The sequence below is a fragment of the Massilia cavernae genome (genome assembly GCF_003590855.1).
In the GTDB taxonomy this organism is placed as follows: Bacteria; Pseudomonadota; Gammaproteobacteria; order Burkholderiales; family Burkholderiaceae_D; genus Telluria_A; species Telluria_A cavernae.
The window spans coordinates 1-26519 of the sequence record NZ_QYUP01000079.1 but is presented as its reverse complement, the minus strand read 5'-3'; the positions used below and the strand labels follow the sequence as shown (position 1 = coordinate 26519).

Annotated in this window: 25 protein-coding genes, 2 tRNA genes and 2 pseudogenes; 3 read left to right on the top strand and 26 right to left on the bottom strand. The window is 62.0% G+C overall.

Translation table 11 applies throughout. From position 1 onward, the window contains the following. A complete protein-coding gene (locus D3872_RS08015) occupies positions 1-921 on the bottom strand; it encodes a pyridoxal-phosphate dependent enzyme (RefSeq protein ID WP_119810282.1) in 921 nt (306 codons plus the stop codon). Between the two features lie 204 nt (positions 922-1125). On the opposite strand from D3872_RS08015, the gene D3872_RS08010 reads away from it, so the two are divergent. Next, a complete protein-coding gene (locus tag D3872_RS08010; protein WP_119810281.1) occupies positions 1126-1641 on the top strand; it encodes a hemerythrin domain-containing protein in 516 nt (171 codons plus the stop codon). 81 nt (positions 1642-1722) lie between these two features. Here the strand turns inward: D3872_RS08010 and D3872_RS08005 are convergent, their stop codons facing one another. The 5 genes from D3872_RS08005 to D3872_RS07985 all read right to left on the bottom strand — a co-directional run bounded on the left by D3872_RS08005 (position 1723) and on the right by D3872_RS07985 (position 4502). Then, on the bottom strand, positions 1723-1989 hold the full coding sequence (locus D3872_RS08005; RefSeq protein WP_119810280.1) for a DUF2164 domain-containing protein: 267 nt from the start codon (positions 1987-1989) through the stop codon (positions 1723-1725). A gap of 193 nt (positions 1990-2182) precedes the next feature. After that, positions 2183-2258, bottom strand: a tRNA-Asn gene (locus D3872_RS08000). Positions 2259-2342: 84 nt separating this feature from the next. After that, positions 2343-2927 (bottom strand): outer membrane beta-barrel protein, encoded by a 585-nt coding sequence (locus D3872_RS07995; protein WP_182915726.1) that lies wholly within the window; start codon positions 2925-2927, stop codon positions 2343-2345. Positions 2928-3070: 143 nt separating this feature from the next. Beyond that, a tRNA-Asn gene (locus D3872_RS07990) sits at positions 3071-3146 on the bottom strand. 141 nt (positions 3147-3287) lie between these two features. Further along, a complete protein-coding gene (locus D3872_RS07985; protein WP_182915725.1) occupies positions 3288-4502 on the bottom strand; it encodes an amino acid aminotransferase in 1215 nt (404 codons plus the stop codon). Between the two features lie 96 nt (positions 4503-4598). Here D3872_RS07985 and uvrB point away from each other — a divergent pair. Then, positions 4599-6707 (top strand): annotated as a pseudogene (uvrB, locus tag D3872_RS07980) (excinuclease ABC subunit UvrB). Between the two features lie 376 nt (positions 6708-7083). Continuing rightward, entirely contained in the window at positions 7084-7545 is a 462-nt protein-coding gene (locus D3872_RS25245) for a hypothetical protein (RefSeq protein WP_147373834.1), read from the top strand. Here D3872_RS25245 and D3872_RS25240 read toward each other — a convergent pair. The 20 genes and pseudogenes from D3872_RS25240 to pilW all read right to left on the bottom strand — a co-directional run bounded on the left by D3872_RS25240 (position 7538) and on the right by pilW (position 26506). Continuing rightward, the gene (locus tag D3872_RS25240) at positions 7538-7831 is read right to left on the bottom strand and encodes a hypothetical protein (RefSeq protein WP_147373833.1); all 294 of its coding nucleotides are present in this window, start codon (positions 7829-7831) and stop codon (positions 7538-7540) included. The two genes, D3872_RS25245 and D3872_RS25240, sit on opposite strands and share 8 nt — an antisense overlap. A 169-nt stretch (positions 7832-8000) precedes the next feature. After that, the gene (locus D3872_RS07975) at positions 8001-8423 is read right to left on the bottom strand and encodes a hypothetical protein (RefSeq protein ID WP_182915724.1); all 423 of its coding nucleotides are present in this window, start codon (positions 8421-8423) and stop codon (positions 8001-8003) included. Between the two features lies 1 nt (position 8424). Continuing rightward, positions 8425-9102: an ion channel gene (locus D3872_RS07970; protein WP_119810278.1), complete on the bottom strand. Its 678-nt coding sequence runs from the start codon at positions 9100-9102 to the stop codon at positions 8425-8427. Positions 9103-9124: 22 nt separating this feature from the next. Then, positions 9125-9721: a MarC family protein gene (locus D3872_RS07965; RefSeq protein WP_119810277.1), complete on the bottom strand. Its 597-nt coding sequence runs from the start codon at positions 9719-9721 to the stop codon at positions 9125-9127. Positions 9722-9927: 206 nt separating this feature from the next. Beyond that, positions 9928-10377: a hypothetical protein gene (locus D3872_RS07960; protein WP_147373832.1), complete on the bottom strand. Its 450-nt coding sequence runs from the start codon at positions 10375-10377 to the stop codon at positions 9928-9930. 193 nt (positions 10378-10570) lie between these two features. After that, complete coding sequence (locus D3872_RS07955) at positions 10571-11383, bottom strand: matrixin family metalloprotease (RefSeq protein ID WP_119810275.1); 813 nt, start codon at positions 11381-11383, stop codon at positions 10571-10573. A 364-nt stretch (positions 11384-11747) separates the two neighbouring features. Beyond that, positions 11748-12293, bottom strand: a complete 546-nt coding sequence (locus tag D3872_RS07950) for a phosphoribosyltransferase (RefSeq protein WP_119810274.1) — start codon at positions 12291-12293, stop codon at positions 11748-11750. Positions 12294-12313: 20 nt separating this feature from the next. After that, positions 12314-13627, bottom strand: a complete 1314-nt coding sequence (locus tag D3872_RS07945) for an adenylosuccinate synthase (RefSeq protein WP_119810273.1) — start codon at positions 13625-13627, stop codon at positions 12314-12316. Positions 13628-13632: 5 nt separating this feature from the next. Continuing rightward, positions 13633-14779: pseudogene (locus D3872_RS07940) on the bottom strand (ATP phosphoribosyltransferase regulatory subunit). 237 nt (positions 14780-15016) lie between these two features. Further along, entirely contained in the window at positions 15017-15907 is an 891-nt protein-coding gene (gene hflC, locus D3872_RS07935) for a protease modulator HflC (RefSeq protein WP_119810271.1), read from the bottom strand. Beyond that, positions 15907-17190: an FtsH protease activity modulator HflK gene (gene hflK / locus D3872_RS07930; RefSeq protein ID WP_119810270.1), complete on the bottom strand. Its 1284-nt coding sequence runs from the start codon at positions 17188-17190 to the stop codon at positions 15907-15909. The genes hflC and hflK overlap by 1 nt, the downstream gene beginning before the upstream one ends. A gap of 1 nt (position 17191) precedes the next feature. Beyond that, positions 17192-18376, bottom strand: a complete 1185-nt coding sequence (gene hflX, locus D3872_RS07925; RefSeq protein WP_119810269.1) for a GTPase HflX — start codon at positions 18374-18376, stop codon at positions 17192-17194. A 57-nt stretch (positions 18377-18433) separates the two neighbouring features. Next, entirely contained in the window at positions 18434-18670 is a 237-nt protein-coding gene (hfq, locus tag D3872_RS07920; RefSeq protein ID WP_119810268.1) for an RNA chaperone Hfq, read from the bottom strand. Between the two features lie 143 nt (positions 18671-18813). Next, positions 18814-20157 carry a ribosome biogenesis GTPase Der gene (der, locus tag D3872_RS07915; RefSeq protein ID WP_119810267.1) on the bottom strand — a complete coding sequence of 448 codons (1344 nt, stop codon included), beginning with the start codon at positions 20155-20157 and terminating at the stop codon, positions 18814-18816. A gap of 1 nt (position 20158) precedes the next feature. Further along, positions 20159-21313, bottom strand: coding sequence for an outer membrane protein assembly factor BamB (gene bamB, locus D3872_RS07910; protein WP_119810295.1), 1155 nt, complete (start codon positions 21311-21313; stop codon positions 20159-20161). Positions 21314-21406: 93 nt separating this feature from the next. Beyond that, complete coding sequence (locus D3872_RS07905) at positions 21407-22060, bottom strand: YfgM family protein (protein WP_119810266.1); 654 nt, start codon at positions 22058-22060, stop codon at positions 21407-21409. Between the two features lie 47 nt (positions 22061-22107). After that, the gene (gene hisS / locus D3872_RS07900) at positions 22108-23412 is read right to left on the bottom strand and encodes a histidine--tRNA ligase (RefSeq protein ID WP_220476903.1); all 1305 of its coding nucleotides are present in this window, start codon (positions 23410-23412) and stop codon (positions 22108-22110) included. A 22-nt stretch (positions 23413-23434) separates the two neighbouring features. Further along, complete coding sequence (gene ispG / locus D3872_RS07895; protein WP_119810264.1) at positions 23435-24709, bottom strand: flavodoxin-dependent (E)-4-hydroxy-3-methylbut-2-enyl-diphosphate synthase; 1275 nt, start codon at positions 24707-24709, stop codon at positions 23435-23437. A 2-nt stretch (positions 24710-24711) separates the two neighbouring features. Then, the gene (locus tag D3872_RS07890) at positions 24712-25656 is read right to left on the bottom strand and encodes a helix-turn-helix domain-containing protein (RefSeq protein ID WP_229459220.1); all 945 of its coding nucleotides are present in this window, start codon (positions 25654-25656) and stop codon (positions 24712-24714) included. 43 nt (positions 25657-25699) lie between these two features. Beyond that, a complete protein-coding gene (gene pilW / locus D3872_RS07885) occupies positions 25700-26506 on the bottom strand; it encodes a type IV pilus biogenesis/stability protein PilW (protein ID WP_119810294.1) in 807 nt (268 codons plus the stop codon). Between the last annotated feature and the right edge of the window lie 13 nt (positions 26507-26519).

The following is a 26519-nucleotide window of genomic DNA, read 5'->3' as shown; positions in this document are numbered from 1 at the left end:
TCAAACCCCGTCGTCAGCCCACTTCTCTAGTTGGGTGACTGTAGCAGTGACGCCGCCGCAGACGATTACCAATACATTCTCGTAGCCGCCAAGTAGCGTCGGTGCGTCGTAAGCGACGGCAAGCGCGGCGCCGCATGCCGGTTCGACGACGACACGGTGGTCGTCCATGAAGCGCACGCAGGCGTCTACCGCAGCCTGGTCCGACACTACTTCGCTGCGCACGCCGTACTGCCGCGCCCATTCGAATGCCTGCAGCGCCACTTTGCGCGCACCCAGCGACGTGGCGATGCTGGTGATGCCGGGCAGCTCGATCAGCTGGCCAGCTTTCAGCGCCTTGGACAGCGAATCCGCGCCCTGCGTTTCAACCGCCACTACCGGCACCGACTCCCAGCGATTGCGGCGCAGCCCTTCGATCACGCCGCACATCAAACCTCCCCCTCCCACCGACAGCACCACCGCGTCGGGCTTGATGCCGGCAGCGGCTACTTCGTCGATCATGCTGGCATGCCCCTGCCACAGCAGCGGGTCGTCGAAGGGGTGGATGAAGGCGTCGGCCGGGGTCACCATCGATTGCGCCAGCGCGTTCGCTTCCTGGAACGAGGCGCCGTGCACGACCACTTCCGCACCCTCGCGCCGTATCAGTTGCTTCGCGCGCTCGGTCGTGGTCTCGGGCACCACCACCAGTACCGGAACGCCCAGCCTGCGCCCGGCATAAGCGGCGGCGATGCCGGCGTTGCCTCCCGATGAAGAGATGAAGCGCGTCGCGCCCCGGCGGACGTATTCTTCGCACGCATGGCCGATGCCGCGGATCTTGAAGGACCCGGGCGGCTGCATCGCCTCCATCTTGAGCCATACGATCTGGCCGCGTGGCGCCGACATGGCGCCGGATTCGAGCAACGGGGTCTGGATATGAAGTGTCATGGTTCAGGCAAGCAGTTAAAACAGACACTCTGCCCATCCCGTAGCGGTTTGGCAACCACCTCCGGCAATTTATCCAGTGCCGCCACTGCGCGGCGAAAAATCGAACAACAGTGTCCGTGTTGAATAACGCACAGACGGTGGCGGGATAGCGGGCCAGAGTGATGCCTGCGATATCACGCACTCGTGTAACTTCCAGGAGCCATCATGCGCACTACCCCGACACCAAGCAAGGCACGCAGCAAGCAGATTCCCCGATCCACCGAGCCTACGGACGCAATCGCCCTGTTGACGGACGACCATGAGAAGGTCAAGGCCATGTTCGAACAGTACGAAGGGCTGGGGGACCGCGCCCATGCCACGAAGCAAAAGCTGGCCTTCCAGATTTGCAATGAATTGATGAAGCACGCGACTGCGGAAGAAGAAATTTTCTACCCTGCCGTCCGCGAAGCGGTCAAAGGCGCAGATGACATGGTCGATGAAGCCACCGTGGAACATGCATCGGCCAAGAACCTCATCGCCCAGATCGTGTCGATGGAACCGACCGATGATCTGTACGATGCCAAGGTCAAGGTGCTCGGCGAACTGATCGAACACCATGTCGGCGAAGAAGAAGGCGAAATGTTCCCGAAAGCACGCAAGGCCAAGCTTGACCTTATGGCGCTGGGCGAGCAGCTCCAGGCGCGCAAGGACGAAATCGAACTGCCGCGGCGCATGGACTAAGTCTTGTGTATCAGGCCGGGACGATGGCCGAGCTTTGCGCGGCTCTATCGTTCTAGTCAGCCAAATTCAAAAGGAAGCACATCAGCGACGGCCGTTGCGACCCTTCGCCCAGTAAGAAAACTCTTCTTCGTACACCTCGACGTCAAGCTCTGCGACCCGCTCTTGAAGGCGTGCCTGCGCATCCGCAATCGCCTTGTTGTAAACAAGCGGACCAATTTCCTTCAAGATGAACGACAGCAAAGAACCGGCTTCCAGGCTGCCGATTGGCTCATCCATGTTTTCCGCAAAATAGCGTTGAATGGAACCGATTGCCGCGTTCGTGGCGTCTGAAGATATTTCGATTGTCATTATTGCAGTCCACCTGTTCAGTCATAAGGAGAGTGAATTGTGGGCCGTTTGCGCGCAAAGTACCAGTCTAGGCAAGGCGCAAGAATTCTGAGCAAATAGCGTGTACATGTCGACGGTGGCGCCAGCCTGGCGCGTTCCGCGCGTGTTAACGACAAAAGCCTTCCGAAGAAGGCTTTTGTTTCAACGATTATTCTGGCTCCCCGACCTGGACTCGAACCAGGGACCTGCGGATTAACAGTCCGTCGCTCTACCGACTGAGCTATCAGGGAAAAGAGGCCGCATTATAGCTGCCCATTTCCAACTTGGCGAGTGCTGGCGAGAATTTTTTTCACTCCACGCCAGATTTCAAACTCTTAGAAGTAGAAGTTCGCGAACATGCCGAGGTGGTTTGCCTTGGCCGAGCCGATCGCGTAGCGGCGCGAGTCGTACTTTTCGCTGACGCCGCGCAGCTTGAAGCCGAGCGACGGGCTGTACAGGTATTCCGCTTCCACGATGCCGCTGGTGGTGTCGTCGAAGGACTCGTCGAGTCCGCTGGCGAAGCCGCTGCCGCTCAGCTTGGCGTTGCGCACGAAGCGCATGCCGCCGCCCACGCGCCACTTCTCGTTGGCGTGGTAGTAGGCGATCAGTTCAACAGGAATGCGCGAGAAATCGGCGTCGCCGTTGCTCGCTTCCGGCGTGAAATGGATGTGGTAGCCAACAGTGCCCTGCAGCGAGAATAGCGGGCTCAGGCGGTATTCCGCGCCAGCCGCCAGTTGCAGACCGCTGCCGGCGCGGATGTTGGCGCTGGTGCCGTTGGTATAGGAAGTCGTGGCCAGGCGGTCGCCGCCGAAAGTAAGGCCGGCGCCGATGACGAAACGCAGCGGCTGTGCAGCTACTTGTTGTGCGTGTGCGGTGAAGGATGCGGCTGCAAGTACGCAGGCAAGTAAGGTTTTTTTCATTAATCGAATTTCTATGGTGGGTGCTCTGGACCGATACTGCATCGTTGCGTAAATATCGAGCCCGGCATCATAGGAATCCGTAGACAAAACCGCAAGGCAAAAGCAAAAAGGGCCACGTTTTTACAACGTGGCCCTTCGAATTCTGGCTCCCCGACCTGGACTCGAACCAGGGACCTGCGGATTAACAGTCCGTCGCTCTACCGACTGAGCTATCAGGGAAAAGAGGCAACATTATGTATTCAAGCCGTTGCGTTGTCAATGTCTGGCATTGTACCGCGCGATTACTTTCATACTTTCTGAAGCCTATCGGATCGTGCTTACGCCTAGCGAGGCCCGGCTCAACCCGAAAGAAGCAAGAGTTTAGAGCACTTTCGCGATGGCGTCAACGACGCGATCGATATTTTTGGAGTTCAGCGCGGCGACGCAGATGCGGCCGGTGTCCACCGCGTAGATCGAGTGCTCCTTGCGCAGCAGTTCGACCTGGTCCTTGGTGAGGCCCGAGTACGAGAACATGCCCACCTGCTCGCGCACGAATTCGAAGTTGTGCGATGGCGCCTTTTCCTTCAGCTTTTCGACGAACTGGTTGCGCATTTCCTTGATGCGCACGCGCATGCCGGCCAGTTCGCTTTCCCACAGGGCGCGCAGTTCCGGGTGGGTCAGGACGCTGGCCACCGTTTTACCGCCATGCATGTGCGGGCTGGAGTAGTTGGTGCGGACCACGCGCTTAAGCTGCGACAGCACGCGGTGCGCTTCGTCGGCATCCGCAGCAACGACGGTCAGCGCGCCCACGCGCTCGCCGTACAGCGAGAACGACTTCGAGAACGAGTTCGACACCAGCAGCGGCGTGCCGATCGCGGCGAAGCGCGACACGACCGCGCCGTCTTCCTGGATGCCCGCGCCGAAGCCCTGGTAGGCCATGTCGAGGAAGGGAATCAGGCCGCCTGCGGTGACCGCGGCGATCACGTCGGTCCACTGCTCATCGCTGAGGTCGGCGCCGGTAGGGTTGTGGCAGCAGGCGTGCAGCACGACGATCGAACCGCGCGGCATCGCGCGCAGCGACGCCATCATGCCCGGGAAGTTCACGCCGCGGGTGACCGCGTCGTAATAGGCGTAATTGCTAACCACGAAGCCGGCGCTCTCGAACAGCGCGCGGTGGTTCTCCCAGCTAGGATCGCTGATGAAAATTTGCGCGCCCGGTGCGAAGCGCTTCAGGAAGTCGGCGCCGATTTTCAGCGCGCCGGTGCCGCCAATGGCCTGCATGGTAACCGCGCGGCGCTGTTGAATGACCGGGCTGTCAGCCCCGAAGATTAACTCTTGTACCGCCTTGTCGTAAGCAGGCAGCCCATCGATCGGGAGGTAGGTGCGCGGCGCCTGCTGGCTTAGCAGCGCGGTCTCCGCCTTGTGTACGCACTCCAGCAGCGGCACTTTGCCGTTATCGTCATAATAGACGCCGACGCCAAGGTTGATCTTGGCTTGATTATGGTCGGCATTGAAGGCTTCCGTGATACCCAGGATCGGGTCACGCGGAGCCATGTCGATGGCGCTGAAGATGCTGGCGGAAGCTGGGGAAGTCATCGTGATAAACTTGATAGTCGGCTGGGTTGTATAGACAGCGACCCTTATATCCATTGGGCCGCGCGCGGAGTTCCATTCTAACAAAGGTTTGAAAACATGGCAGAAGTACCCCTCGAAATCGCCGCGGAACCGACCATCGTCACGTTCCCCGACTCGCCGTTCAAGCTGCACCAGCCCTTCCCTCCGGCCGGCGACCAGCCGACCGCCATCGAAGGCCTGGTCGAAGGCATCGAAGACGGCCTCTCGTTTCAGACACTGCTCGGTGTAACTGGTTCCGGCAAGACCTACACGATGGCCAACGTAATCGCGCGTCTGGGCCGTCCCGCCATCGTTTTCGCGCCGAACAAGACGCTGGCTGCGCAGCTGTACGCCGAATTCCGCGAGTTCTTCCCGGAGAACGCGGTCGAGTACTTCGTCAGCTACTACGATTACTACCAGCCGGAAGCCTACGTGCCGCAGCGCGACCTGTTCATCGAAAAGGACTCGTCGATCAACGAGCATATCGAGCAGATGCGCCTGTCGTGCACCAAATCGCTGATGGAGCGGCGCGACGTCGTCATCGTGGCGACCGTGTCGGCCATTTACGGTATCGGTAATCCGAACGAATACCACCAGATGATCCTGACCTTGCGCGCGAAAGACAAGGTCGCGCAGCGCGACGTCATCGCGCGCCTGATCCAGATGCAGTACACGCGCAACGAAATGGATTTCGGCCGCGGCACCTTCCGCGTGCGCGGCGACACCATCGACATCTTCCCGGCGGAGCACGCCGAGCTGGCGATCCGCGTCGAGATGTTCGACGACGAGATCGAATCGCTGCAGCTGTTCGACCCGCTGACCGGGCGCGTGCGCCAGAAAATCCCGCGCTTCACCGTCTACCCCGGCTCGCACTACGTGACGCCGCGTTCGACCGTCCTGCGCGCGATCGAAACCATCAAGGCCGAACTGCGCGAACGGCTCGACTTCTTCCGCAAGGAGAACAAGCTGATCGAAGAACAGCGCCTTGAGCAGCGCACCCGCTTCGACCTCGAGATGATGGCCGAGATCGGCTTCACCAAGGGCATCGAGAACTACTCGCGCCACCTGTCCGGCGCCAAGCCGGGCGAACCGCCGCCGACGCTGGTCGACTACCTGCCGAAGGATGCGCTGATGTTCCTCGACGAGTCGCATGTGCTGGTCGGGCAGCTCAACGCCATGTACAACGGCGACCGTTCGCGCAAGACCAACCTGGTGGACTACGGCTTCCGCCTGCCGTCGGCGCTGGACAACCGGCCGCTGAAGTTCGAAGAGTTCGAGGGCAAGCTGCGGCAGACGATCTTCGTGTCGGCGACGCCGGCGGACTACGAGAAAACGCATGCGGACAACGTGGTCGAACAGGTGGTGCGACCTACCGGCCTGGTCGACCCACTGGTCATCGTCAAGCCGGCGCGCACGCAGGTGGACGACCTGATGTCCGAGATCCAGGACCGCATCGCGAAGGACGAACGCGTGCTGGTGACCACGCTGACCAAGCGCATGGCGGAGCAGCTGACCGAATACCTGGGCGACCACGGCATCAAGGTGCGCTACCTGCACAGCGACATCGAGACGGTGGAACGCGTCGAGATCCTGCGCGACCTGCGGCTCGGCACCTTCGACGTGCTGGTCGGGATCAACCTGCTGCGCGAGGGCCTCGACTTGCCGGAGGTGTCGCTGGTGGCGGTGCTGGACGCGGACAAGGAAGGCTTCCTGCGTTCCGAGCGAAGCCTGATCCAGACCATCGGCCGCGCGGCGCGTAACCTGAACGGCGTGGCGATTCTGTACGCGGACAAGATCACCGATTCGATGAAGCTGGCGATTGGCGAGACCGAGCGCCGGCGCGCGAAGCAGATCGCCTTCAACGAGGCCAACGGCATCACGCCGCGCGGCATCAAGAAGCAGATCAGGGACATGATCGACGGCGTCTACAGTCCGCAGCAGGCACGCGAAACGGCTGGACGCAGAGAAGGAAACTTGCGAAGAAATCGAGTTCAAGTGAGCGAGAAGCAAGATCAGCAAGTTAGATCAAGCGCCTAGAAGAAGCTGAATGGTTGACACGCGAAGAATCTCGAATTCGAGGAAGCGGCGCAGGTGCGGGACCAGCTGCATGTCCTCAAGCAGCAGGCGTTTGCGGCCCGGGATACGACAACGTGGCGTCAATGCTCGGAAGTAAGGTGCGTTCCCTAGAGAAAAGCCGAAAAAAAAGCCCGCATCCGCGGGCTTCGTTCCAATGTGATTTACCAATAATTTAATCGCTACCAGAAGCCCATTGCTATCTGCGTGGGCCGGAATTTTTGGACGCCCGTAAGCTATCTGCAAGGGTGCCTCCATGTTTTAAATTCGACCAACGTATCCGGAATTACAAATCACTGTCTTCAAGCGGCGCTCAACGACATTACAACCTGTCAAGATCACGCGCAAACCTGGGTATTGCGTCTGAATTTGAACAAACTCAAGCGCTGAACGCAGGTAATCCCACAGTAATTGTGCGGCGCACAATTCTTTCGAAATAGCGCCTGCGGGTTAGCAAAAAACAAGCTCAGGGTTCATCTTGGCGCGCCATATGTTCGAGCACTATGGAATGCTTCATGGCTGTGGGCTGAACAGGACCACCTTCGGCAACTTCATCGACCATGACCGTGTGCCCGGTGGCCAAGAAGAAAAATCTGTTCGCATGAACCTCCCTCCGCTTCCATCCGCAATAGGTCACGTCCGCCCCCTTGATTACATAACCCCAATCGGAGCGACGAACATGTCGCCTTCCAGCCCTGCAAAAAAGCGGCAAAACATCGAGCCGGGCGCACCGAGAAAAAACTCACCACTTGATCTTCCATATCCCGTCGCGTCGCCGAAGTTCGAGTTGCTGCGAGCTGCAATCCTGGCCTTCCAGTTTTACGGAATTTTTTCCTTTTGCGATGATTGCATGACCTGCCCCTTTCGTGTGCGTCGACCAAACGGAAAGATGTTCAGATTCAGTCTGGCCACATCACCCGAAAAGAATGAAGGCGATTTGCCGGTCAAGTGAAGCGCTTCGGGATGAAATGCCGGATCAATCCACCCACCACCTCGCGGAACCGTGGACTATGCAGGCAGTTGCCTCCGGCCAAGGCAACCATGCAGCCCACCACAGTATCGAAGAACCGCGCCGAAATCAGCGCCGACGCCGAACCATGGCTCATGACCGCGGCTTCCGCCAGCTGGATGGTCAGCGGCGTGTTGACATCCTCCCCTTCGTGAACGGAAGGGGATTCCCACTGCTGGCGTCTGATGCCCCAGACGGAAGCCGGACTGAAAGCAGCCCAGCTTCTCATTCAATCCGCAGGATATCTTTCGACCTCGCCGATGGCGACTGCGGATTGGAAAAAGCGGTACTGGTGAATCATGCCCCAGCGCGTAATCGCTTACTGCGGCACTTATGAAGTTTGACCGTGAACCAACAACCAAGTTCAACACATTTTTTCACTTGGACGGCTGCGGGCGCTACGCGCCCGGCTCCGACGCAGCCATGACGAAGAACAGGCTGCCCGGTGGTCCCATGCCGAAGAAACGGCAGATCATCGTCACCAGGATTGTGAGGATGACCAGCATCGGCACCACCAGGTACGGGACGAAGTGGCAGAGCAAGCCAAGACAGTAGCAGGCGGCGAGGCCGAACGCGCACGCCATCAGCTGCACCATGCGGTGATGCATCGGCGTGTTTGGAAGGTAGAGGAAAACCAGGCCGCCGATGGAGCCGACCAGGCCGAAAGCCAAGTGGTCGAAATACGCGGCGACCAGCAGCGGGATACCCGTTGACAGCGCCGCCGCAAGCGGCAACTGCCATGCGCGGTCGCTGGACTGTATCGTCGTCAGGTGAGCCAACTCGGTTCGGATCAACGCCTGCAGGCGAGCCAGCGCGCTCACATCAGTCCCGGGTTTCTTTGTGCGATGTGATGGTAAAGCCGATCAGCCTTGCCACCACTGCGGCGAGGTACATCAGGCCGATCAGCATCTCCACGCTGGCCAGGGCGCGTGCGTGCGAGCTCAATGGGATGACGTCACCGATGCCTGTACTCGATAGCAGCGCGAAGCTGAGGTAATTCAGTTCGGTCCACGTCCGCAGCTCGTTGGGATTGACCGCGGCGCCGAACGATCCGGGGTAGACAGCCTGGACAAGGATGTACAGGTGGGTGAAGGCCCAGGCGAGCAAGGTGAACGCAGCGGCCGCCGCGAACAGTTCATCCGCTGTGGCGCGGCGGTCCTCCATCATGTACATCACCAGGCTGCCGGCCGCGTAAAAATAGAACATCGCTTCGAGCGCGGAGGACCACGGCAGCAGGTGCTTCATGCCGTAACCCATCTGCAGGATCAGCAGGATGATGACGGGTACGGCGATTGTCGCACTGATCCACACATGCCCAGGCGTGCGACGGACCATGCCGACCGTCGCCAGCAGGACGATCAGTCCGAATGCATTGAGGCCGACCCGCGCCATTTCGGTATCCTCGAAATACGGATAGAGGATCATCCCCGCCAACTGCACCAGCAACAGGATCGCGGACGGGTGGCGCTTCGTGTGGTGGAACAGGCTGATCGAGGCCATATCGCTTTTTGGTTTGGGTTGCTTACAGCGTTTTGACGAATTCCCTGATACCACCAAGGAGCATCTCCACCGACATCGCGGTCAGGATCAGGCCCATCAAACGCTCGAAGGCTGTCATCACTTGCGGGCCGAGGGCGTTCTGCAGGCGTTCGGCGCCGAGAAATACTGCGAGCCAGACTACGGCGACGGCCGCCAGCGCGGCGACGTGGGCCATGATCTCTACCGTGCTGTTCGACGTGAACAGCAGCACGGTGGCCAGCGCGGAAGGACCTGCCAGCGCGGGGATCGCGAGCGGCACGATGAATGGTTCGCCGCCATCGGTCTTGCCAAGCACGCCGTCGGGGTGCGGGAAGATCATGCGGATCGCGATCAGCAGCAGGATCACCGCGCCGCCGATGCGCAGCGAGGCTTCGGACAGCTGCAGCGCGGTCAGGAAGTGGCGTCCGAAGAACATGAAGACCAGAAGGACCAGGAAGGCGATGGCGCACTCGCGCACGACGATGCGCGCCCTTCTCGCTTTCTCCACTGGAGCGAGCGCGCTGGCGAACAGGGGGACGTTGCCGAAGGGATCGGTGACGAGCAGGAGGAGGATGAAGGTTTGGAAGAAGCTTTGAGTCATGGGTCACTAGGCAAGAAAATGTGTCCAATGATAACGCCTCGATATTCCGAACAGGAAGGTATATGCGACAGCGTAATTACCGTTGCGGACAAATGGAACACTTTCGTTGGTTTTAAGCCATGAATATTGCTATCGGCCGTCTTGACGTAAGACGACAGGCGATGTCAGGAACGGCAGTAGCGTCGCGCTTGCCGTTGTTCGACGAGTTACTGCGTTTTTCGCGAATTAATCAAATTGCGAAAGTACGCGATACGGGGAATGGCTGCCTCCTCCGGAAGAAAGCGCTGCGGATGGCCGGCGTCGTAAATGACCCGGTCGCTACCAAGCGGATGTGGCCGGAGAAACCAAAGGCCCTTCTGGCCAGTGGTATAGCGAATGTCGGAACTGGACAATGGAGAGTCGCCCGATGGCAGCGCAATGTGCACTTCGCCAAGCTTGGCAGGGCCCTTGAGAACCTGGCGGATCTGGAGCACGCCGATCTCGCGTGACACGGCTGATCCGGGCATGGCTCGCCGCTCGGCACGAACGAGCGTGGCAGAAACAATGATGTCGGACTGATCGACAAGTTCGACGTCGCTAAGCCGTGCCCACATAGCGGAAACATCCCCCGTAAACATGCATGCTGCAAACAGAATCAATGCTGCTATCAGTTTCATGTGGAGTATCTCTAAAAATTCAGCCATACAAGAATGGCATCGATAAAATGAGTGACCCAGTGTTCTGAAACCGTAGAATAAGGCAATTGATGGATAGGTAGGTAGAAACCTCGATAATTAATTGCGAGCACGCCGAATGCTGATGGTTTCGGCGTGCCCGGCGAAGAACGACGTTCCTTGCCCCAGTCAAATGTCAGGCACGGCGGCGAGCGATTCCCAAGGCCATGAGCCCAAGGCTAAAGAGTAGCCATGTCGCGGGGAGCGGCACCGCGTTAACAGGTCCATAAATGAACTGCGCGCCAGCAATGTCGTCCGCCTGTGGCCCGGAGAACGCTTCCGTGTAGAACGGGTTCATGAGAGACGCTGGGACAGCGGTGTGCTCGAGACCAATCGCATGACCGATCTCGTGCGCCGCGACCTGGAATACATCGAAGCCGGGACCGCCGAAGCCCAGTTTCCACAATTCTGCGGTGTCGAAGTGAATGTCTCCAGCGGCAGTATTCCCGTTTACAGGCGGGAAGAAGCCATGAGCAAGGGTGCCTGAGGGACCGTCGAATGCATGCCCACCAAGACGGATATCCCCAGCCACACCAGGCGCGTTGAAGGCGGAGCCGTCGTCGGCCACTTGCACAAATACGATGTTTGCGACCGCCGACCAGGCGTTGAATGCGGCGGTGATCGCGGTCAGGAAGCTCGCCGGCATGAAGTCGCCCAGCGCGGAGATCGTGCATCCGCCGCCTTCAGCGGCACAACTCGTGCCGGTTGGCATCAAGCTCCAGGTGACTACTGCGCCAGTGCCGAAAACCGGCGGTCCCCACTTGCCGGGGGTTGTCGGGCCGAGAACGAAGTCGCTGCCGACGATCGGTGCTCCACCGTTACCATCCAAAATAAAGTTGCCGGTACTGGTACCGGATTGCACCACCATGGCATGCGAAGGCACTGCAAAGGACGCCGCAGCGAGAGCCAGCATGGCTAGGATTTGCTTGGATTTCATGATCGGATTCATTGACTAGTTTCCTTATCTATAATTGTTAGGATAAGTGGAAGAGGCATGATTACCGGATTCCCCCAAAACATAATTGCACTACTTCCGATAAGCAATTAGCAAGTAGCACAGGGCGTGCCAGCTGAGGGCGAATTATGAAATTCTCTTTATTTACAGCATGTTGATCTTTTAGCAGCGAGTCACTGGAAAGGATTTTGGTCCACGCTGTAAAAATCGTCGACACCCAAACGTAAAGTTGGCCGCGCCAGAATCTGACAAACTCCGGCCAGAAGCGGCACCGCCGGTGATACGTTCGAACGCAAAAAAGCCAGAGTATCCATCGCATCGCGACGAACACTCTGGCTTCATTTTGAAAGCCGGCGGATTAAGCCTGCTTGTCGAACTTTTTCAGCCAGGCCGACAGCTGGTGCGGGCGCAGGCCGTCGTAGTCCTCGAATGGCTGGTGGATCCACGGGTTGTGCGGCAGGTCGTCCAGATAGTAGTCAGGACGGATCGACGAGGTGCCCTTCACCCAGATGACAGCGGATTTCACTTCGGTCACGCCGGTGAAATTTTCTTTCAGGTGCTTGGTGACCTTATCCAGCGTGACGCCGGAGTCGGCCAGGTCGTCGACCAGCAGGATCTTGCCCGACAGCGGGCCCTTGGTCATCGTCATGTACTTGGCGATGTCGAGGTCGCCCTGCTTGGTGCCGGCTTCTTCGCGGTACGAGCTGGTCGACAGGATCGCCAGCGGTACGTCGAAGATGCGCGAGAAGACGTCGCCCGGACGCACGCCGCCACGGGCCAGGCACAGCACCTGGTCGAACTTCCAGCCCGATTCGTACACCTTGAGCGCCAGGCGCTCGATCAGGCGGTGGTATTCGTCCCAGGACACCCAGAGGTCTTTGTCGGTCGATGGTGGCGTGGTCATGGATGCTCCTATTTTTTTTATTATTCGAACGGGTGACGCAGGACGATCGTCTCGACGCGGTCAGGGCCGGTCGATACCATGTCGACCGGTACGCCGACCAGCTCTTCGATGCGCTTGATGTAGGCGCGCGCGGCAGCAGGCAGCTCGGCCAGCGACTTGGCGCCGACGGTGCTTTCCTTCCAGCCGGCCATCTCTTCGTATACCGGCACGCAGCTGGCCGCGTCTTCAGCGCCAACCGGGAAGATGTCGACTTCGCGGCCGTCGATCTTGTAGCCGGTGCACAGCTTGATCGACTCGAGGCCGTCCATCACGTCCAGCTTGGTCAGGCACATGCCCGTCACGCCGTTGATCTGCACCGAGCGGCGCAGCAGCGCGGCATCGAACCAGCCGCAGCGGCGGGCGCGGCCCGTCACGGTGCCGAATTCGTGGCCGATGCGCGAAAGGTGCTCGCCCACGCCTGCATCGGTCGGCAGCTCCGACGGGAACGGGCCCGAACCCACGCGGGTGGTGTAGGCCTTGGTGATGCCCAGGATGTAGTGCAGCATGCCAGGGCCGACGCCGGCGCCGGCTGCGGCGTTACCCGCCACGCAGTTGGACGAGGTGACGAACGGGTAGGTGCCGTGGTCGACGTCGAGCAGGGAGCCCTGCGCGCCTTCGAACAGCAGGTTGCCGCCGGCCTTGTGCGCCGCGTACAGCGCGGACGATACGTCGCCCACCATCGGACGCAGGCGCGGCACCAGTGCCATCGCGTCGTCGAAGGTCTTCTGGAAGTCGACCGCGTCGGACTTCAGGTAATTGGTCAGGACGAAGTTGTGGTAGTCTAGGTTCTCGCGCAGCTTCTCGGCGAAACGGGTCTCGTTGAGCATGTCGGCGATGCGGATCGCACGGCGCGCGACCTTGTCTTCGTAGGCCGGGCCGATGCCCTTGCAGGTCGTTCCGATCTTGTTCACGCCGCGTGCCGCTTCGCGCGCCACGTCGATCGCGACGTGGTACGGCAGGATCGCAGGGCAAGCCTCGGAGATCTTCAGGCGCGAGGCGACTTCGATGCCGGCCTTTTCGAGCTTGTCGATTTCACGCATCACGTCAGGAACCGACACCACCACACCGTTGCCGATGTAGCAGGCCACGCCTGCGCGCATGATGCCCGACGGGATCAGCTGCAGCGCGGTCTTCTGGCCGTCGATGACGAGCGTATGGCCCGCATTGTGGCCGCCCTGGAAGCGAACCACGCCTTGCGCGTTATCCGTCAGCCAGTCGACGATCTTGCCCTTGCCTTCATCGCCCCATTGGGTACCGATGACAACCACGTTCTTTGCCACGTTTTTCTTTGACATCACACTTAACCTAAGTTTTTGAGAATCCAGTTACTGTCGTCGAGGACGAGTACGCGGTCGCACTCGAACTCGTCCTGCTCATTGTCGTGACCCGGGAAACTCTGGATAACGACTTCGCCTGCCTTGCGCAGTTGAGCGATTGCGTCACGCAGCTCGGGGGCATTGCCCCACGGCGCGCGGATGGAGTGCTTGCGCTCGGCGGTCGGCAGCAGCCGCGCCAGTTCGCGCAAGTCGAGCGAGAAGCCGGTCGCGGGACGTGCCCGGCCGAACGCTTCGCCCACGTGATCATAGCGCCCGCCGCGCGCCACCGCATTCGGCAGGCCGGGGACGTACAGCGCGAACATCGCGCCGCTTTCGTACTGGTAGCCGCGCAGGTCGGCCAGGTCGATCGCCACTTCGGCGCGGCCGACGGCGCATCCCGCCAGCGCGGCCAGTTCGGCCAGAGCCTTGGTCACACCCGGCAGCTGCGGTAGTACTGCGCGCGCACGGGTCAACACGTCGATGTCGCCGTACAGGTTCGGCAGCGCGAGCAGCGCGGCGCGGGTGGACTCGCTGTAGTTCGCGGTCAGCGCGGCCAGGCCCGGGCAATCCTTGGCGCGCAGCAGCGCCGACAGCGCCGCTTCGTCCTTGGCCGCTGCCGCGTCTTCCGCGATGATCGCGCGCAGCACGCCGACGTGCGACATGTCCAGGCGTACTTCAGGGAAGCCGGCCATCGCCAGCGAGGCAAGCGCCAGCTCCTGGATCTCGGCGTCGGCTTCGAGGCCGGCATGGCCGTAAATCTCGGCGCCGATCTGCAGCGGTTCGCGGGTGGCGTGCAGGCCCGATGGACGGGTGTGCAGCACGCTGCCGGCGTAGCACAGGCGGGTGACCGAGTCGCGGTTCAGCAGGTGGGCGTCGATGCGCGCCACCTGGGTCGTCATGTCCGGCCGCAGGCCAAGCATGCGGCCCGACAGCGGGTCGACCAGCTTGAAGGTGCGCAGGTCGGTGTCCTTGCCGGCGCCGGTGAGAAGCGACTCGACGTATTCGAGCAGCGGCGGCATCACCAGCTCGTAACCGTACAAGCGGAAATTATCGAGCATCAGCCGACGCAGCTCTCTTCGTCTTGCGCGCTTCGGACGGCAAGACATCGGCAATATTCTCAGGCAAAAGCAATTCGGCATGAGCAGACGCAGTTTGTGTGGGAGTTTCGTTAGAAGTCGGGGAAATGCGCGACACGGAGCGCGCGCGAACATAGCGCGAATCGATAATTTTTACAACGAAATTGGGGTTGGATGAGGGAGAAAGGGTTGGATTTGGGATACCAGACCACTACGCTCCTCACCAATTTTGCTATTGCAGAAACCGTCGTGCCCGCCATCGGCGGGCACGACGGTTTTGAAGCTGACTTACTTACTTCTTAGGCGCGGCCGACGATGCCCCCGGATTGCGGAAGTACTTGAAGAACTCCGAATTCGAATCGATCACCATCACGTCGTTGCGGTCCTTGAAGCCGGCGCGGTAGGCTTCGAGCGAACGGTAGAACTTGTAGAACTCGGGGTTCTTGCCGAACGCATCGGCATAGATCTGCGACGCTTTCGCATCGCCTTGGCCCTTGATCTTCTCGGCTTCGCGGAACGCTTCTGCCAGGATCACGGTGCGCTGGCGGTCTGCATCGGCGCGGATCTTCTCCGAATCGGCCATACCGGTCGAACGCAGTTCATTGGCGACGCGGGCGCGCTCGGCCTTCATGCGCTCGTACACCGAGGTGTTGATCTGCTCGACGTAGTCGACACGCTTCAGGCGCACGTCCACGATGTCGATGCCGATCTCCTTCGACTCGGCCACTACCTTGGCCTGGATCGCCTGCATCACCTTGCCGCGCTCGCCCGAAATCACTTCGCGCACGGTGCGCTTGGTGATCTCGTCGTTCAGCGCCGCCTTGACGATCTGCGACATGCGGTCGCGCGCACGGCTTTCATCGCCGCTGAAGCTGATGAAGTAGCGCTGCGGGTTGGCGATCTTCCATTTGACGAAAGCGTCGACCAGGATGTTCTTCTTCTCGGCGGTGATGAAGCGGTCGGCGTCAGGCGTGTCCAGGGTCTGGATGCGCTTGTCCAGGTACATCACGTTCTGGAACGGCGGCGGCAGCTTGAATTGCAGGCCAGGTTCGACGATGACCTTGTCCACGCGGCCCAGGGCGAATACGATCGCGTAGCTGCGCTGGTCGACCACGAACACGGTCGACGACAAGATCATCAAGCCAATGAAGCCCGCGACTAAAATGGTTACCAAGCGGTTCATTAACGGCTCTCCCGATCACGTGAAGACTCGCGACTACGGCTGTCGCGCTGAATTACCTGTTCCAGCGGCGCCGGCGTTTCGACCGGCATCGTCACAGGACCGGACTTGCTGCCCACCGCTGCAGCATTGGCCGCGCTCTGGGCGATCAGCTTGTCCAGCGGGAGGTACAGCAGGTTGCTGTTCGACTTGGCGTCGACCATGACCTTGCTGGCACTGGTGAAGATCTGCTGCATGGTGTCGAGGTAGAGGCGGTCGCGCGTTACGCCCGGCGCCTTCTGGTACTCGGTCAGCACCTGCGCGAAGCGCGATGCGTTACCGGTTGCGTTCTCGGTCACCATCGAGCGGTACGCTTCGGCCTCCTGCAGCAGGCGCGATGCGTTACCGCGTGCGCGCGGGATCACGTCGTTGGCGTAGGCCTGGCCTTCGTTCTTGGCGCGTTCGCGGTCCTGCCCTGCCTTGACGGCGTCGTCGAACGAGCTTTGCACCTGCTCCGGCGGCTGCACGCCCTGCATGGTCACGTTGGTGATCTGCGCGCCCAGCTTGTAGCGGTCGACGATGGTCTGCATCAGCATCTGCACGTCGTTGGCGACTTTCTCGCGGCCTTCGTACAGCACGAAGTCCATCTTGCTCTTGCCGACCACTTCGCGGATCGAGCTTTCGGCGACCTGGCGCACGGTTTCGTCCTGGTCGCGGTTGTTGAACAGCCACGCCACCGGATCCTTCAGCGTGTACTGGACGGCGAACTGGATGTCGATGATGTTTTCGTCGTCGGTCAGCATCAGCGCTTCCTGCGGGCGCTTGTTGCGCACGTTGGAGCGGTAGCCGATTTCGGCGGTGCGCACCTGCGACACGTTGACGGTTTCATGCGCCTGGAACGGATACGGCCAGCGCCAGTTGAAACCCGGCGTGGTCGAGTGGCTGTACTGGCCGAACGTGGTGACCACGCCAACCTGGCCTTCCTGCACGATGAAGGCGCCGCTGGCCAGCCAGATCAGCGCCACCACCGCGGCGGCCGCGCCGACCGTGAAGCCTGCGCCTTTCATGTCGCCGACGTAGCCGCTGCCGCCGCCATTGCCGCCGTCGCCGCCGCCCTTGTTCTTGCCGCCGAATAGGCGATTCAGGCGGGCATTGAAGTCGCGCCACATCTGGTCGAGGTCAGGCGGCCCTTCGCCCGGGCGTTTGCCTTCCTGGGCCTTGTTGTTGTCGCCTTCGGGCTTGCGGCCCCAGCGCGGGTCGTTCAGCGTCAGCGAGATGCCAACGCGTTTAAGAAGTGAGACAAGCATGCTATCGTGGTCCGACGTTGGTGGAGGTTAGAATACTTTCGGTTGGGTCGATGTCTTCCATCGACTCCAGGCCGGCATCGTCCTGCTCTTTGTTTTCATACATATAGGTCAGACCTGGCGCGGATTTGGCCGATTCGACGATCGAATCGCGCAGCAAGTCCAGGCCGGCGCCACTGCGGGCGCTGATAAAAACGCGGCTGATTTTATCATATTCATCACGTTCGACCGCCGGATCGAGGCCCGCCGCATCGATCTTGTTCCAGACCAGGATCTGGGGAATATGGTCGGCGCCGATCTCTTTCAGCACCAGGTTGACCTGATCGATCTGTTCCATCCGCACCGGGCTGGCGCCGTCGACCACGTGCAGCAGCAGGTCGGCGTGGATGGTTTCTTCCAGGGTGGCGCGGAATGCCGCCACCAGCTGGTGGGGCAGTTCGCGCACGAAGCCGACCGTGTCGGAGATGACCACGTTGCCGACTTCCTCGCCCAGGTAGACGCGGCGCGAGGTCGTGTCCAGCGTCGCGAACAGCTGGTTGGCGACGTACACGCCGGCCTTGGTGAGTGCATTGAACAGCGTCGATTTGCCCGCGTTGGTATAGCCGACCAGGGACACCGAGAAGGTGCCGGCGCGGTTGCGCGAGCGGCGCTGGGTTTCGTGCTGCTTGCGCAGCTTGGCCAGGCGTGCGCGCAGGGCCTTGACGCGCTCGCCGATCAGGCGGCGGTCGGTCTCCAGCTGGGTCTCACCCGGGCCGCGCAGGCCGATACCGCCCTTTTGGCGTTCAAGGTGGGTCCAGCCGCGGATCAGGCGCGTGGACAGGTGCTGGAGCTGGGCCAGTTCGACCTGCAGCTTGCCCTCGTGGCTTTGCGCACGCTGCGCGAAGATGTCGAGGATCAGGCTGGTGCGGTCGAGTACCCGTACGTTCAGGCGTTTTTCGAGGTTGCGCTGCTGGGCCGGCGACAGCGCGTGGTTGAAGATGACGATCTCGATCTTGTCGTCGACGCAGGCATGCGCCACTTCGTCCGCCTTGCCGCTGCCGACAAAGTAGGCGGCGTCCGGGCTGGAACGCTTGGCGGTGATGGTCGTGATCGGTTCCGCGCCGGCGGATTGGGCAAGCAGCGACAGCTCTTCGAGGCTGGCGTCGAAGTCGCCAGCGCCGAAGTCGACGCCGACTAGCGCCGCGCGCATGACAGTTCCAGGCTGCAGTCGGCGCGGGCAAACGCCGGTGGCTTGTCGCCCATCGTCTTATTCAGCTTCGGATTCAAGGCTGAGGTTGACAGCGCGGGCAGGCACGACGGTGGAGATGGCATGCTTGTAGACCATCTGGGTAACGGTGTTACGCAGCAGTACTACATATTGGTCGAACGATTCGATGTGGCCCTGCAGTTTGATGCCGTTGACCAGGTAGATCGAAACGGGTACGTGCTCTTTGCGCAATGCATTGAGGAATGGGTCTTGTAACAATTGCCCTTTGTTGCTCATAACAGCTCCGTGTGTTTGTTGTATTAAGGAATTGGAGGCGACTCGTTCTTTTTCAAGTGCCGGAAACACCATTCTATAAAAAGGCGAAAGGTGTCTCCAAGCTACTGTAACCTGTTTTGCCGGTTCTTGTCGGCCGACCGTCTTTATTTCTGCGTTCTGGCAAAGGGGTTCTTGCCAGTACGCAATTCAATGCGGAGCGGGGTGCCGACCAGGTTGAACGTGTCGCGGAAATGCTTCTCGAGGTAGCGCTTGTATGGCTCGGTGATCGCCTCGAGCGAATTGCCGTGGATGACGATGATCGGCGGATTTTGCCCGCCCTGGTGAGCATACCGCATCTTGGGCCGGGTCGACCCTTTGCGTTTCGGTTCCTGCTTTTCCACCGCCTCGATCAGCGCGCGGGTCAGGCGCGGGGTCGACAGGTCGGCGGTGGCCGCGGCGTAGGCCGAGTCGACCGACTTCATCAGCGGGCCGATGCCGGTGGCCTTCAGCGCCGAGATGAAGTGGGTCTTGGCGAACGACAGGAAGTCGAGCTTGCGGTCGAGGTCGATCTTGATCTCGTCGCGGTCGCTGGACTCGAGGCCGTCCCACTTGTTCACCGCCACCACCAGCGCGCGGCCGGATTCGAGGATGAAGCCGGCGATATGGGCGTCCTGCTCCGAGATGTCCTGTTGCGCGTCGAGCAGCAGGATCACCACGTGGGCTTCGGACACCGACTGCAGGGTCTTCACGACCGAGAACTTCTCGATCGCTTCGAACACCTTGCCGCGGCGGCGGATGCCGGCGGTGTCGATCAGCGTATAGTGCTTGCCGTCGCGTTCGAACGGAACCTCGATCGAGTCGCGGGTGGTGCCCGGCATGTCGAACGCGATCACGCGCTGTTCGCCGATCAGGGTGTTCACCAGGGTCGACTTGCCCACGTTCGGGCGGCCGACGATGGCGATCTTGATGCCGCGTTCGGCCGGCTCCAGCTCTTCCGCGTCCTCAGGACGCTGGGCGAAGGCCGTGTCGAGCGCTTCCTGCACCAGGTCGTGCACGCCGTCGCCGTGGGCGGCGGAGATCACGTACGGGTCGCCCATGCCGAGTTCATAGAAGTCCGCCACCACCGAGGTGTACTTCATGCCCTCGGCCTTGTTCACCACCAGCATGACCTTGCGGCCGGACTTGCGCAGGAAGTCGGTGATGGTCTTGTCGTGCGGCGTCAGGCCCTGGCGGCCGTCGACGATGAACACCACCACGTCGGCTTCGGCCACGGCCTGCTTGGTCTGCAGCGCCATTTCCTTGACGATGCCTTCCTTGGCCACGGGCTCGAAACCGCCCGTGTCGATGACCAGGAACGGACGCTCGCCGACGCGGCCTTCGCCGTAGTGGCGGTCACGCGTCAGGCCAGGCAGGTCCGCCACCAGCGCATCGCGCGAGCGGGTGAGGCGATTGAATAAGGTCGATTTCCCGACGTTGGGTCGACCAACTAGTGCTATTACCGGCTTCATTTTATTCGACCGCGATTGCGGTCACAGTCCCAGATTGTGTTTGAAAAATCAGATTCGAGCCAGCGACCTGGGGAACCGAGATCACCGGGCTTCCGTCAGTTGCGGCGCGTGCCAAAAATGCGCCATCTTCCCGCGACAGGAAGTGGATGTAACCCTGGTAGTCGCCCACCGCCACGGCACGGCCGTAGGAAACGGGGGTCGACACGCGGCGGAAGCCGAGCTTGTCGTTCTTCCAGACGCTGGTGCCGCTTTCGCGGTCGAAGGCCGATACCGCGCCCTTGTCGTCCACCGCGAACACAAAGCGCTGGTCGACCGACACGCCCACTTCGGACGAGAGTTCCTTGTTCCAGCGCGGCGAACCGCTGGCCAGTTCGAAGCAGGCTACACGGCCCTGGTAGGCAGCGGCGCACACTTCGTTTCCGAACACGACAGGCGTGCCGCCGATGTCGGTCACGCGTTCCAGTTCGGTGGCGCCGCGCGCCTCGCCGACCGTCGCTTCCCAGCGCGGCGCGCCGGTCGCCAGCAGCAGCGAAATCAGCTTGCCGCCCGGCTGGGCGATGATCACGTCCTTGTTCACCACCACCATCCCCGGCGCGTTGCGCAAGGTGAGCGGCGGCGAAATGCGCTGCACGGTCCATTTTTGTTCGCCGGTCCTGGCGTCCAGGCCGACGATGCGGTTGTCGATCGAGCGCACCACCACGATGCCCTGCCCCACCACCGGCGACGAGATCACTTCCGACGAGGCCTGGTACTTCCACATCGCCTTGCCGTCCATGTCGTAGGCCAGCACCGCGCCCTTGTTGGCGCCGAAGACCAGCATGTTGCCGTCGGTGCCGACGCCCGCGGTCAGCGGGCTCTCGGCCTTGATGCGCCACAGCTGGCGGCCGGATTCCGCTTCGACGCGCGCGATCGAGCCGTCGTTGCTGGCGGCAACCACGGTGTTGCCGACCACCGCAGGCGAGAACAGGTAATCCTGGGCCTTGCCGATATCGAGCTTCCATGCGGTGCGCACGGCCATCGTGCCTTTCAGTTCGACCAGCGGCGCCGGCAGGTTACCCTTCGGCTTGGACGCGAATGGATTGATCGAATTGAGCGTCGAGCAGCCGGCCACGACAGCCAGCACACCTGCACCGAGAAGCTTCTGGGTAATACGCATATTCATTTACCTTGATCTTGTGTTCGTTGCCACCAGAGGGCGCAAAGCCCGCGCGCACCCTTGACGGCGCGCGCGGGCTGCCATTACGGGATATTACGCAGCTGCTTTCGGGGTCGCCGCGGCGCCGCCAATCGCTTCGAGCTTCAGCTGCACCAGCTGGCGGCCAGGATCGTTCTTTGCCATCGTGTCGAGCGCAGCCTGGTAGGCGGCGCGCGCCTCGGCCAGCTTGTCCTGCGCTACCAGGATGTCGCCCTTGCGGTCGGCAACCGCGCCCGCGAATTGCGGCAGCTCGACGGCGGACAATACCTTCAGCGCCTCGTCGAAGGCTTTCTCGTCGAGCAGCACGCCGGACAGGCGCAGGCGCGCGACCGACTGGTATTCGTCGTCGCCGTGTTCGACCACCCACTGCAGGCGCGCTTTCGCGGTCTTCAGGTCGTTCGCGTCGAACGCGCTTTTCGCTGCGGCCAGCGCGCCCATCTGGGCGTAGGCGCTGCGCGCGTACTTCGCTTCGATGTCGGAGGCGATGCGCTGGACCTTGGTGTTGTCCTTGGCGGCCATCGACTTGGTCATCTCTTCGTACAGGCCCGAGGCTTCGGCGGCGTTGTTGCGCTGGTAGTAGTTCCAGTAGTTATAGGCCGCATAGCTGCCGAGGATGATGATGGCCGCCCAGGTAATCAGGTTGCCGAACTTGTTCCAGAATGCTTTCAGGGACGCTATCTGCTCTTGTTCTTCGAGATCGTATGCCATGTGCTTATAAGTATAGTTAATGGATCAAAAAAAGTACTGCCGCTTGCCTAGTGATGATGGTGCACGTGGCCTTCTTCGCCGCTGTGGTCGCAGCAGCCGATGATCTGGTCGACCACGTAGTCGACCACCTCGAGGAACGGCACGCTGGCCTGCTGCTCGCCCTCGGCGCCACGCAGCGCCTTGATCGCGGCCACGCCCTTGGCCATCTCGTCTTCGCCGAGAATGACCGCGTACGCGGCGCCGCTGCCATCGGCCTTCTTCATCTGGCTCTTGAAGCTGCCCGCACCCGCCGCAGTCGCGCAATGTAGCACAACATCGAGGCCGGCATCGCGAATGCGCTCGGCCAGGATGAACGCCTGGGTCTGCGCCGCTTCGCCCTGGTGCACCATGTAGACGTCGCACAGCGACGGCACGGCAGGCTCGCCGGCCAGCTTCATCAGCTCGACCAGGCGCTCGATGCCCATCGCGAATCCGACCGCCGGCGTCGGCTTGCCGCCGAAGGTTTCGATCAGCGGGTCGTAACGGCCGCCGGCGCACACGGTGCCCTGCGCGCCCAGTTCGTCCGTCACCCATTCGAACACGGTGCGGTTGTAGTAGTCCAGGCCGCGCACCAGGCGCGGGTTGACCGTGTACTGGATGTTGTTGGCGTCGAGGATGCGCTTGACGCCCTCGAAGTGGGCGACCGACTCGCCTTCCAGGTAGTCGAGCAGCTTCGGCGCCTTGTTCACCAGCTCCTGCATGGCAGGGTTCTTGGTGTCGAGGATGCGCAGCGGGTTGGTGTGCAGGCGGCGCTTGGCTTCAGCGTCCAGCTGGTCTTCGTTGGCTTCGAAGTAGGCGATCAGGTCGGCGCGGTGGCGCTGGCGCTCGGACGCGTCGCCGATCGAGTTCAGTTCGAGGCGGATGTTTTCCAGGCCCAGGTCATCCCACAGGCGGCGACACAGCATGATCAGTTCGGCGTCGATGTCCGGGCCGGCGAAGCCGACGGCTTCCGCACCGATCTGGAAGAACTGGCGGTAGCGGCCGCGCTGCGGACGCTCGTGGCGGAACATCGGGCCCTGGTACCACAGGCGCCTCGGGCCTTCGTAGACGAGGTTATGTTCGATCACCGCGCGCACCACGCCGGCCGTGCCTTCAGGGCGCAGGGTCAGCGCGTCGCCGTTCATCGAATCGGTGAAGGAGTACATTTCCTTTTCCACGATGTCGGTCACGGCGCCGATGGCGCGCGCGAACAGCGCGGTGTCTTCGACGATAGGGGTGACGATCTTCTGGAAGCCATAGCTTTTCAGGACCGACTGCACGGTGTTCTCGAACAGCTCCCACAGCGGCGCGTCGGCCGGCAGGATGTCGTTCATGCCTTTGACGGCTGTAATTTTTTCAGGCTTGGACATATTCTTTTTTACCGTAATTCTGTTTGACGTAATTGAGCACGATGTCCTGGAACTCCTCGACGATGCGCTCGCCTCGCAGGGTCGTGAACTTCTGGCCGTCGACGAACACCGGCGCGGCCGGCGACTCGCCGGTGCCCGGCAGGCTGATGCCGATGTTGGCGTGCTTCGATTCGCCGGGGCCGTTGACGATGCAGCCCATGACGGCCACGTTCATCGCCTCGACGCCCGGATAGGTCTCTTTCCACACCGGCATCTGGTCGCGCAGGTAGGTCTGGATGTTGTCGGCCAGTTCCTGGAAAGTGGTCGAGGTGGTGCGGCCGCAGCCCGGGCAGGCGATCACCATCGGGGTGAACTTGCGCAGGCCCATGGTCTGCAGGATCTCCTGCGCCACCACGATTTCCTTGCAGCGGTCGCCGCCCGGTTCCGGGGTCAGCGAAATGCGGATGGTGTCGCCGATGCCCTCCTGGAGCAGCACCGACAGCGCCGCGGTCGACGCCACGATGCCCTTGCTGCCCATGCCCGCTTCGGTCAGGCCGAGGTGCAGCGGGTAGTCGCAGCGGCGCGCCAGTTCGCGGTACACCGCGATCAGGTCCTGCACGCCCGACACTTTGCACGACAGGATGATCTTGTCGCGGCCCAGGCCCAGTTCCTCGGCGCGCACGGCATTCTCGATGGCCGAGGTGATCAGCGCTTCGTACATGACCGCCTGCGCGCTCCATGGTTCCGCGCGCTGCGCGTTCTCGTCCATGATGCGGGCCAGCAGCGCCTGGTCCAGGCTGCCCCAGTTGACGCCGATGCGCACCGGCTTGTCGTACTGCGCCGCCACTTCGATCATCTGGGCGAACTGGGTGTCGCGCTTGGCGCCCTGCCCCACGTTGCCAGGATTGATGCGGTACTTCGACAGCGCCTTCGCGCACTCAGGGAAGTCGCGCAGCAGCGTGTGGCCGTTGTAGTGGAAGTCGCCCACCAGCGGCACGTCGATGCCCATCTTGTCGAGCTGTTCGCGGATCAGCGGCACCGCGGCCGCCGCCTCCGGATTGTTGACCGTGATGCGGACCATCTCGGAACCGGCGCGCGCCAGCTCCTTGACCTGGATCGCGGTGCCGATCACGTCGGCGGTGTCGGTGTTGGTCATCGACTGCACCACCACCGGCGCGTCGCCGCCCACCCAGACCTTGCGCTCGCCGTGCGAGACCAGCACGCTGCGGCTGGCGCGGCGGGCCAGCGGGCCCGAAGGAATAGCCTGATTCGAAAAGGACATGATTACTGAACTTTAACTCGTGAAAAGGTCTTGCCCGGCTGCGGCGGCAGCGCTACCTCGGCGCCGCGCAGGGTCGCCGTGACGGCCGACGGGTTACCGACGATGACCGTCGATGAGTCGGTGATGTCCACGGTGGCGCTGCCGCCGCCCTTGACCATGCGGCGGATCAGCGGCTTGCCGCTGGCGTTGCGGACCTCAACCCAGGAATCCTCGCGAACCTGCAGCACCAGCGCATTGGCGCCCGGCGCGGCCGCGGCTGGCGCGGTGGCCGCAGGCGCCGTGACGACTGGAGCGGTCGCGGCAGGAGCCGGCGCAACGGCAGCCGGCGGCGGCGTCACGCCCTGTACCGGCGAATTGGTGACCGGCGCGGAAGCGCCGCCCGACGTACCCGGCGTGGCCGGCGGCGGTACCGAAATCAGGGGCACCGACGGATCCTGCATGGCAGGCGCCGTCACCGCGCTGCCGTTGGCAGGCACCGGCAAGGTGGCGATGCCGGCGTCGCCGGTCGCGGCAGGCTGGGTGGCGCCGCGGTTCATGCCGGGCACAAAGCCAAACTGCCAGGCGCCGACGGCGGCCGCAGCGGCGATAACCGCGATCGCGATCGGCATCACCGGCAGCTTGCCGCGCTTGCCGTGGCTGGGGAAGCGCGTCTGCGTGAACGAGGTTGGCCTGTTCGGGCGCACGCTGCCGTTGATGCCGGCTTCGGGCGCGTCCAGCGCGATCTGCGCCACCAGCGGCACCGGATCGAGCTTGACCACCTTGGCGTAGGCGCGCACGAAGCCGCGCACCACGGCGGGGCCGGGCAGCGCGGCGTAGTCGCCCGCTTCCAGCGCAACCACCTGGCGCACCGCCATCTTCAGCTGGTCCGCGATCTGTTCCACCGACCAGCCCAACGCTTCACGCGCGGCTGCCAGCGTCTTGCCCGGAATACCATGATTGTCTGGCACTGCCGGCTGATCTGCCCACTCTCCACTCATCGTCGTCCCTGTCTCACTCATCAAATGCACCGCGCTGATAGGCTGCCAGCTCCGGCGACGCCGGGAAGCGGCGGCGCAGTTGCGACAGCATGCTCGCCTCGCCCGCCTTGTTCCCCAGCTTGCGGTCGATACGGATCGCAAGCCAGAGCGTGTCGGCCGGCAGGTTGTCGATCTTTGCGACTTCCCTCAGGCGGTTAATAAAAAATCCGGCGCGCGTAAGGTCGCGCCGCTCGAAATACACATGCGCCAGGTTGGCATTGGTGGCCACCTGGTCGGCGTCGTAGCGCAGCGCGTCGAGCAGGTAGCGCTCGGCCGCGTCGAGCTTCTTCATGCGCAGGCTGCACGAGCCCGCGTTCAGCAAAGCGTTGACCGGCGACTGGTAGGCCGGGTTCTTCAGGGCCTGCTCGAACAGGGCGATGCCCTGCTCCGGCTTGCCGTTCTGGCACAGGAAGGAGCCGTAGTTGTTGGCCAGTTCCGGATTGCGCGGCGCCAGCTGGCGGGCGCGCTGGAAGCTCTGGTCGGCCAGCGCGGCTTCGCCCATCGCATCGTAGATCAGCGCGCGCACGCCATGCGCGTCGGCCGATTCCGGATTGGCCGCGATGGCCTGCTTGACTTCGTCGAGCGCCACCTCGTACTTGCGGTCCTGGTAGTAGCCGATCGCCAGTTGCAGGCGGATGCTGGAACGCTTCTCGGCCAGCGTCTGGTCGGACGCGGTCTTGATTTCCGCTTCGCCGGTGGTGGCCATGCCGCTGCCGCCCGCGCACGCCGACAAGGCGGCGGCCGCGCACAGCGCCAGCAGGGGAAGACAGCGCCGTGCCATGGCCGGCTTCAAG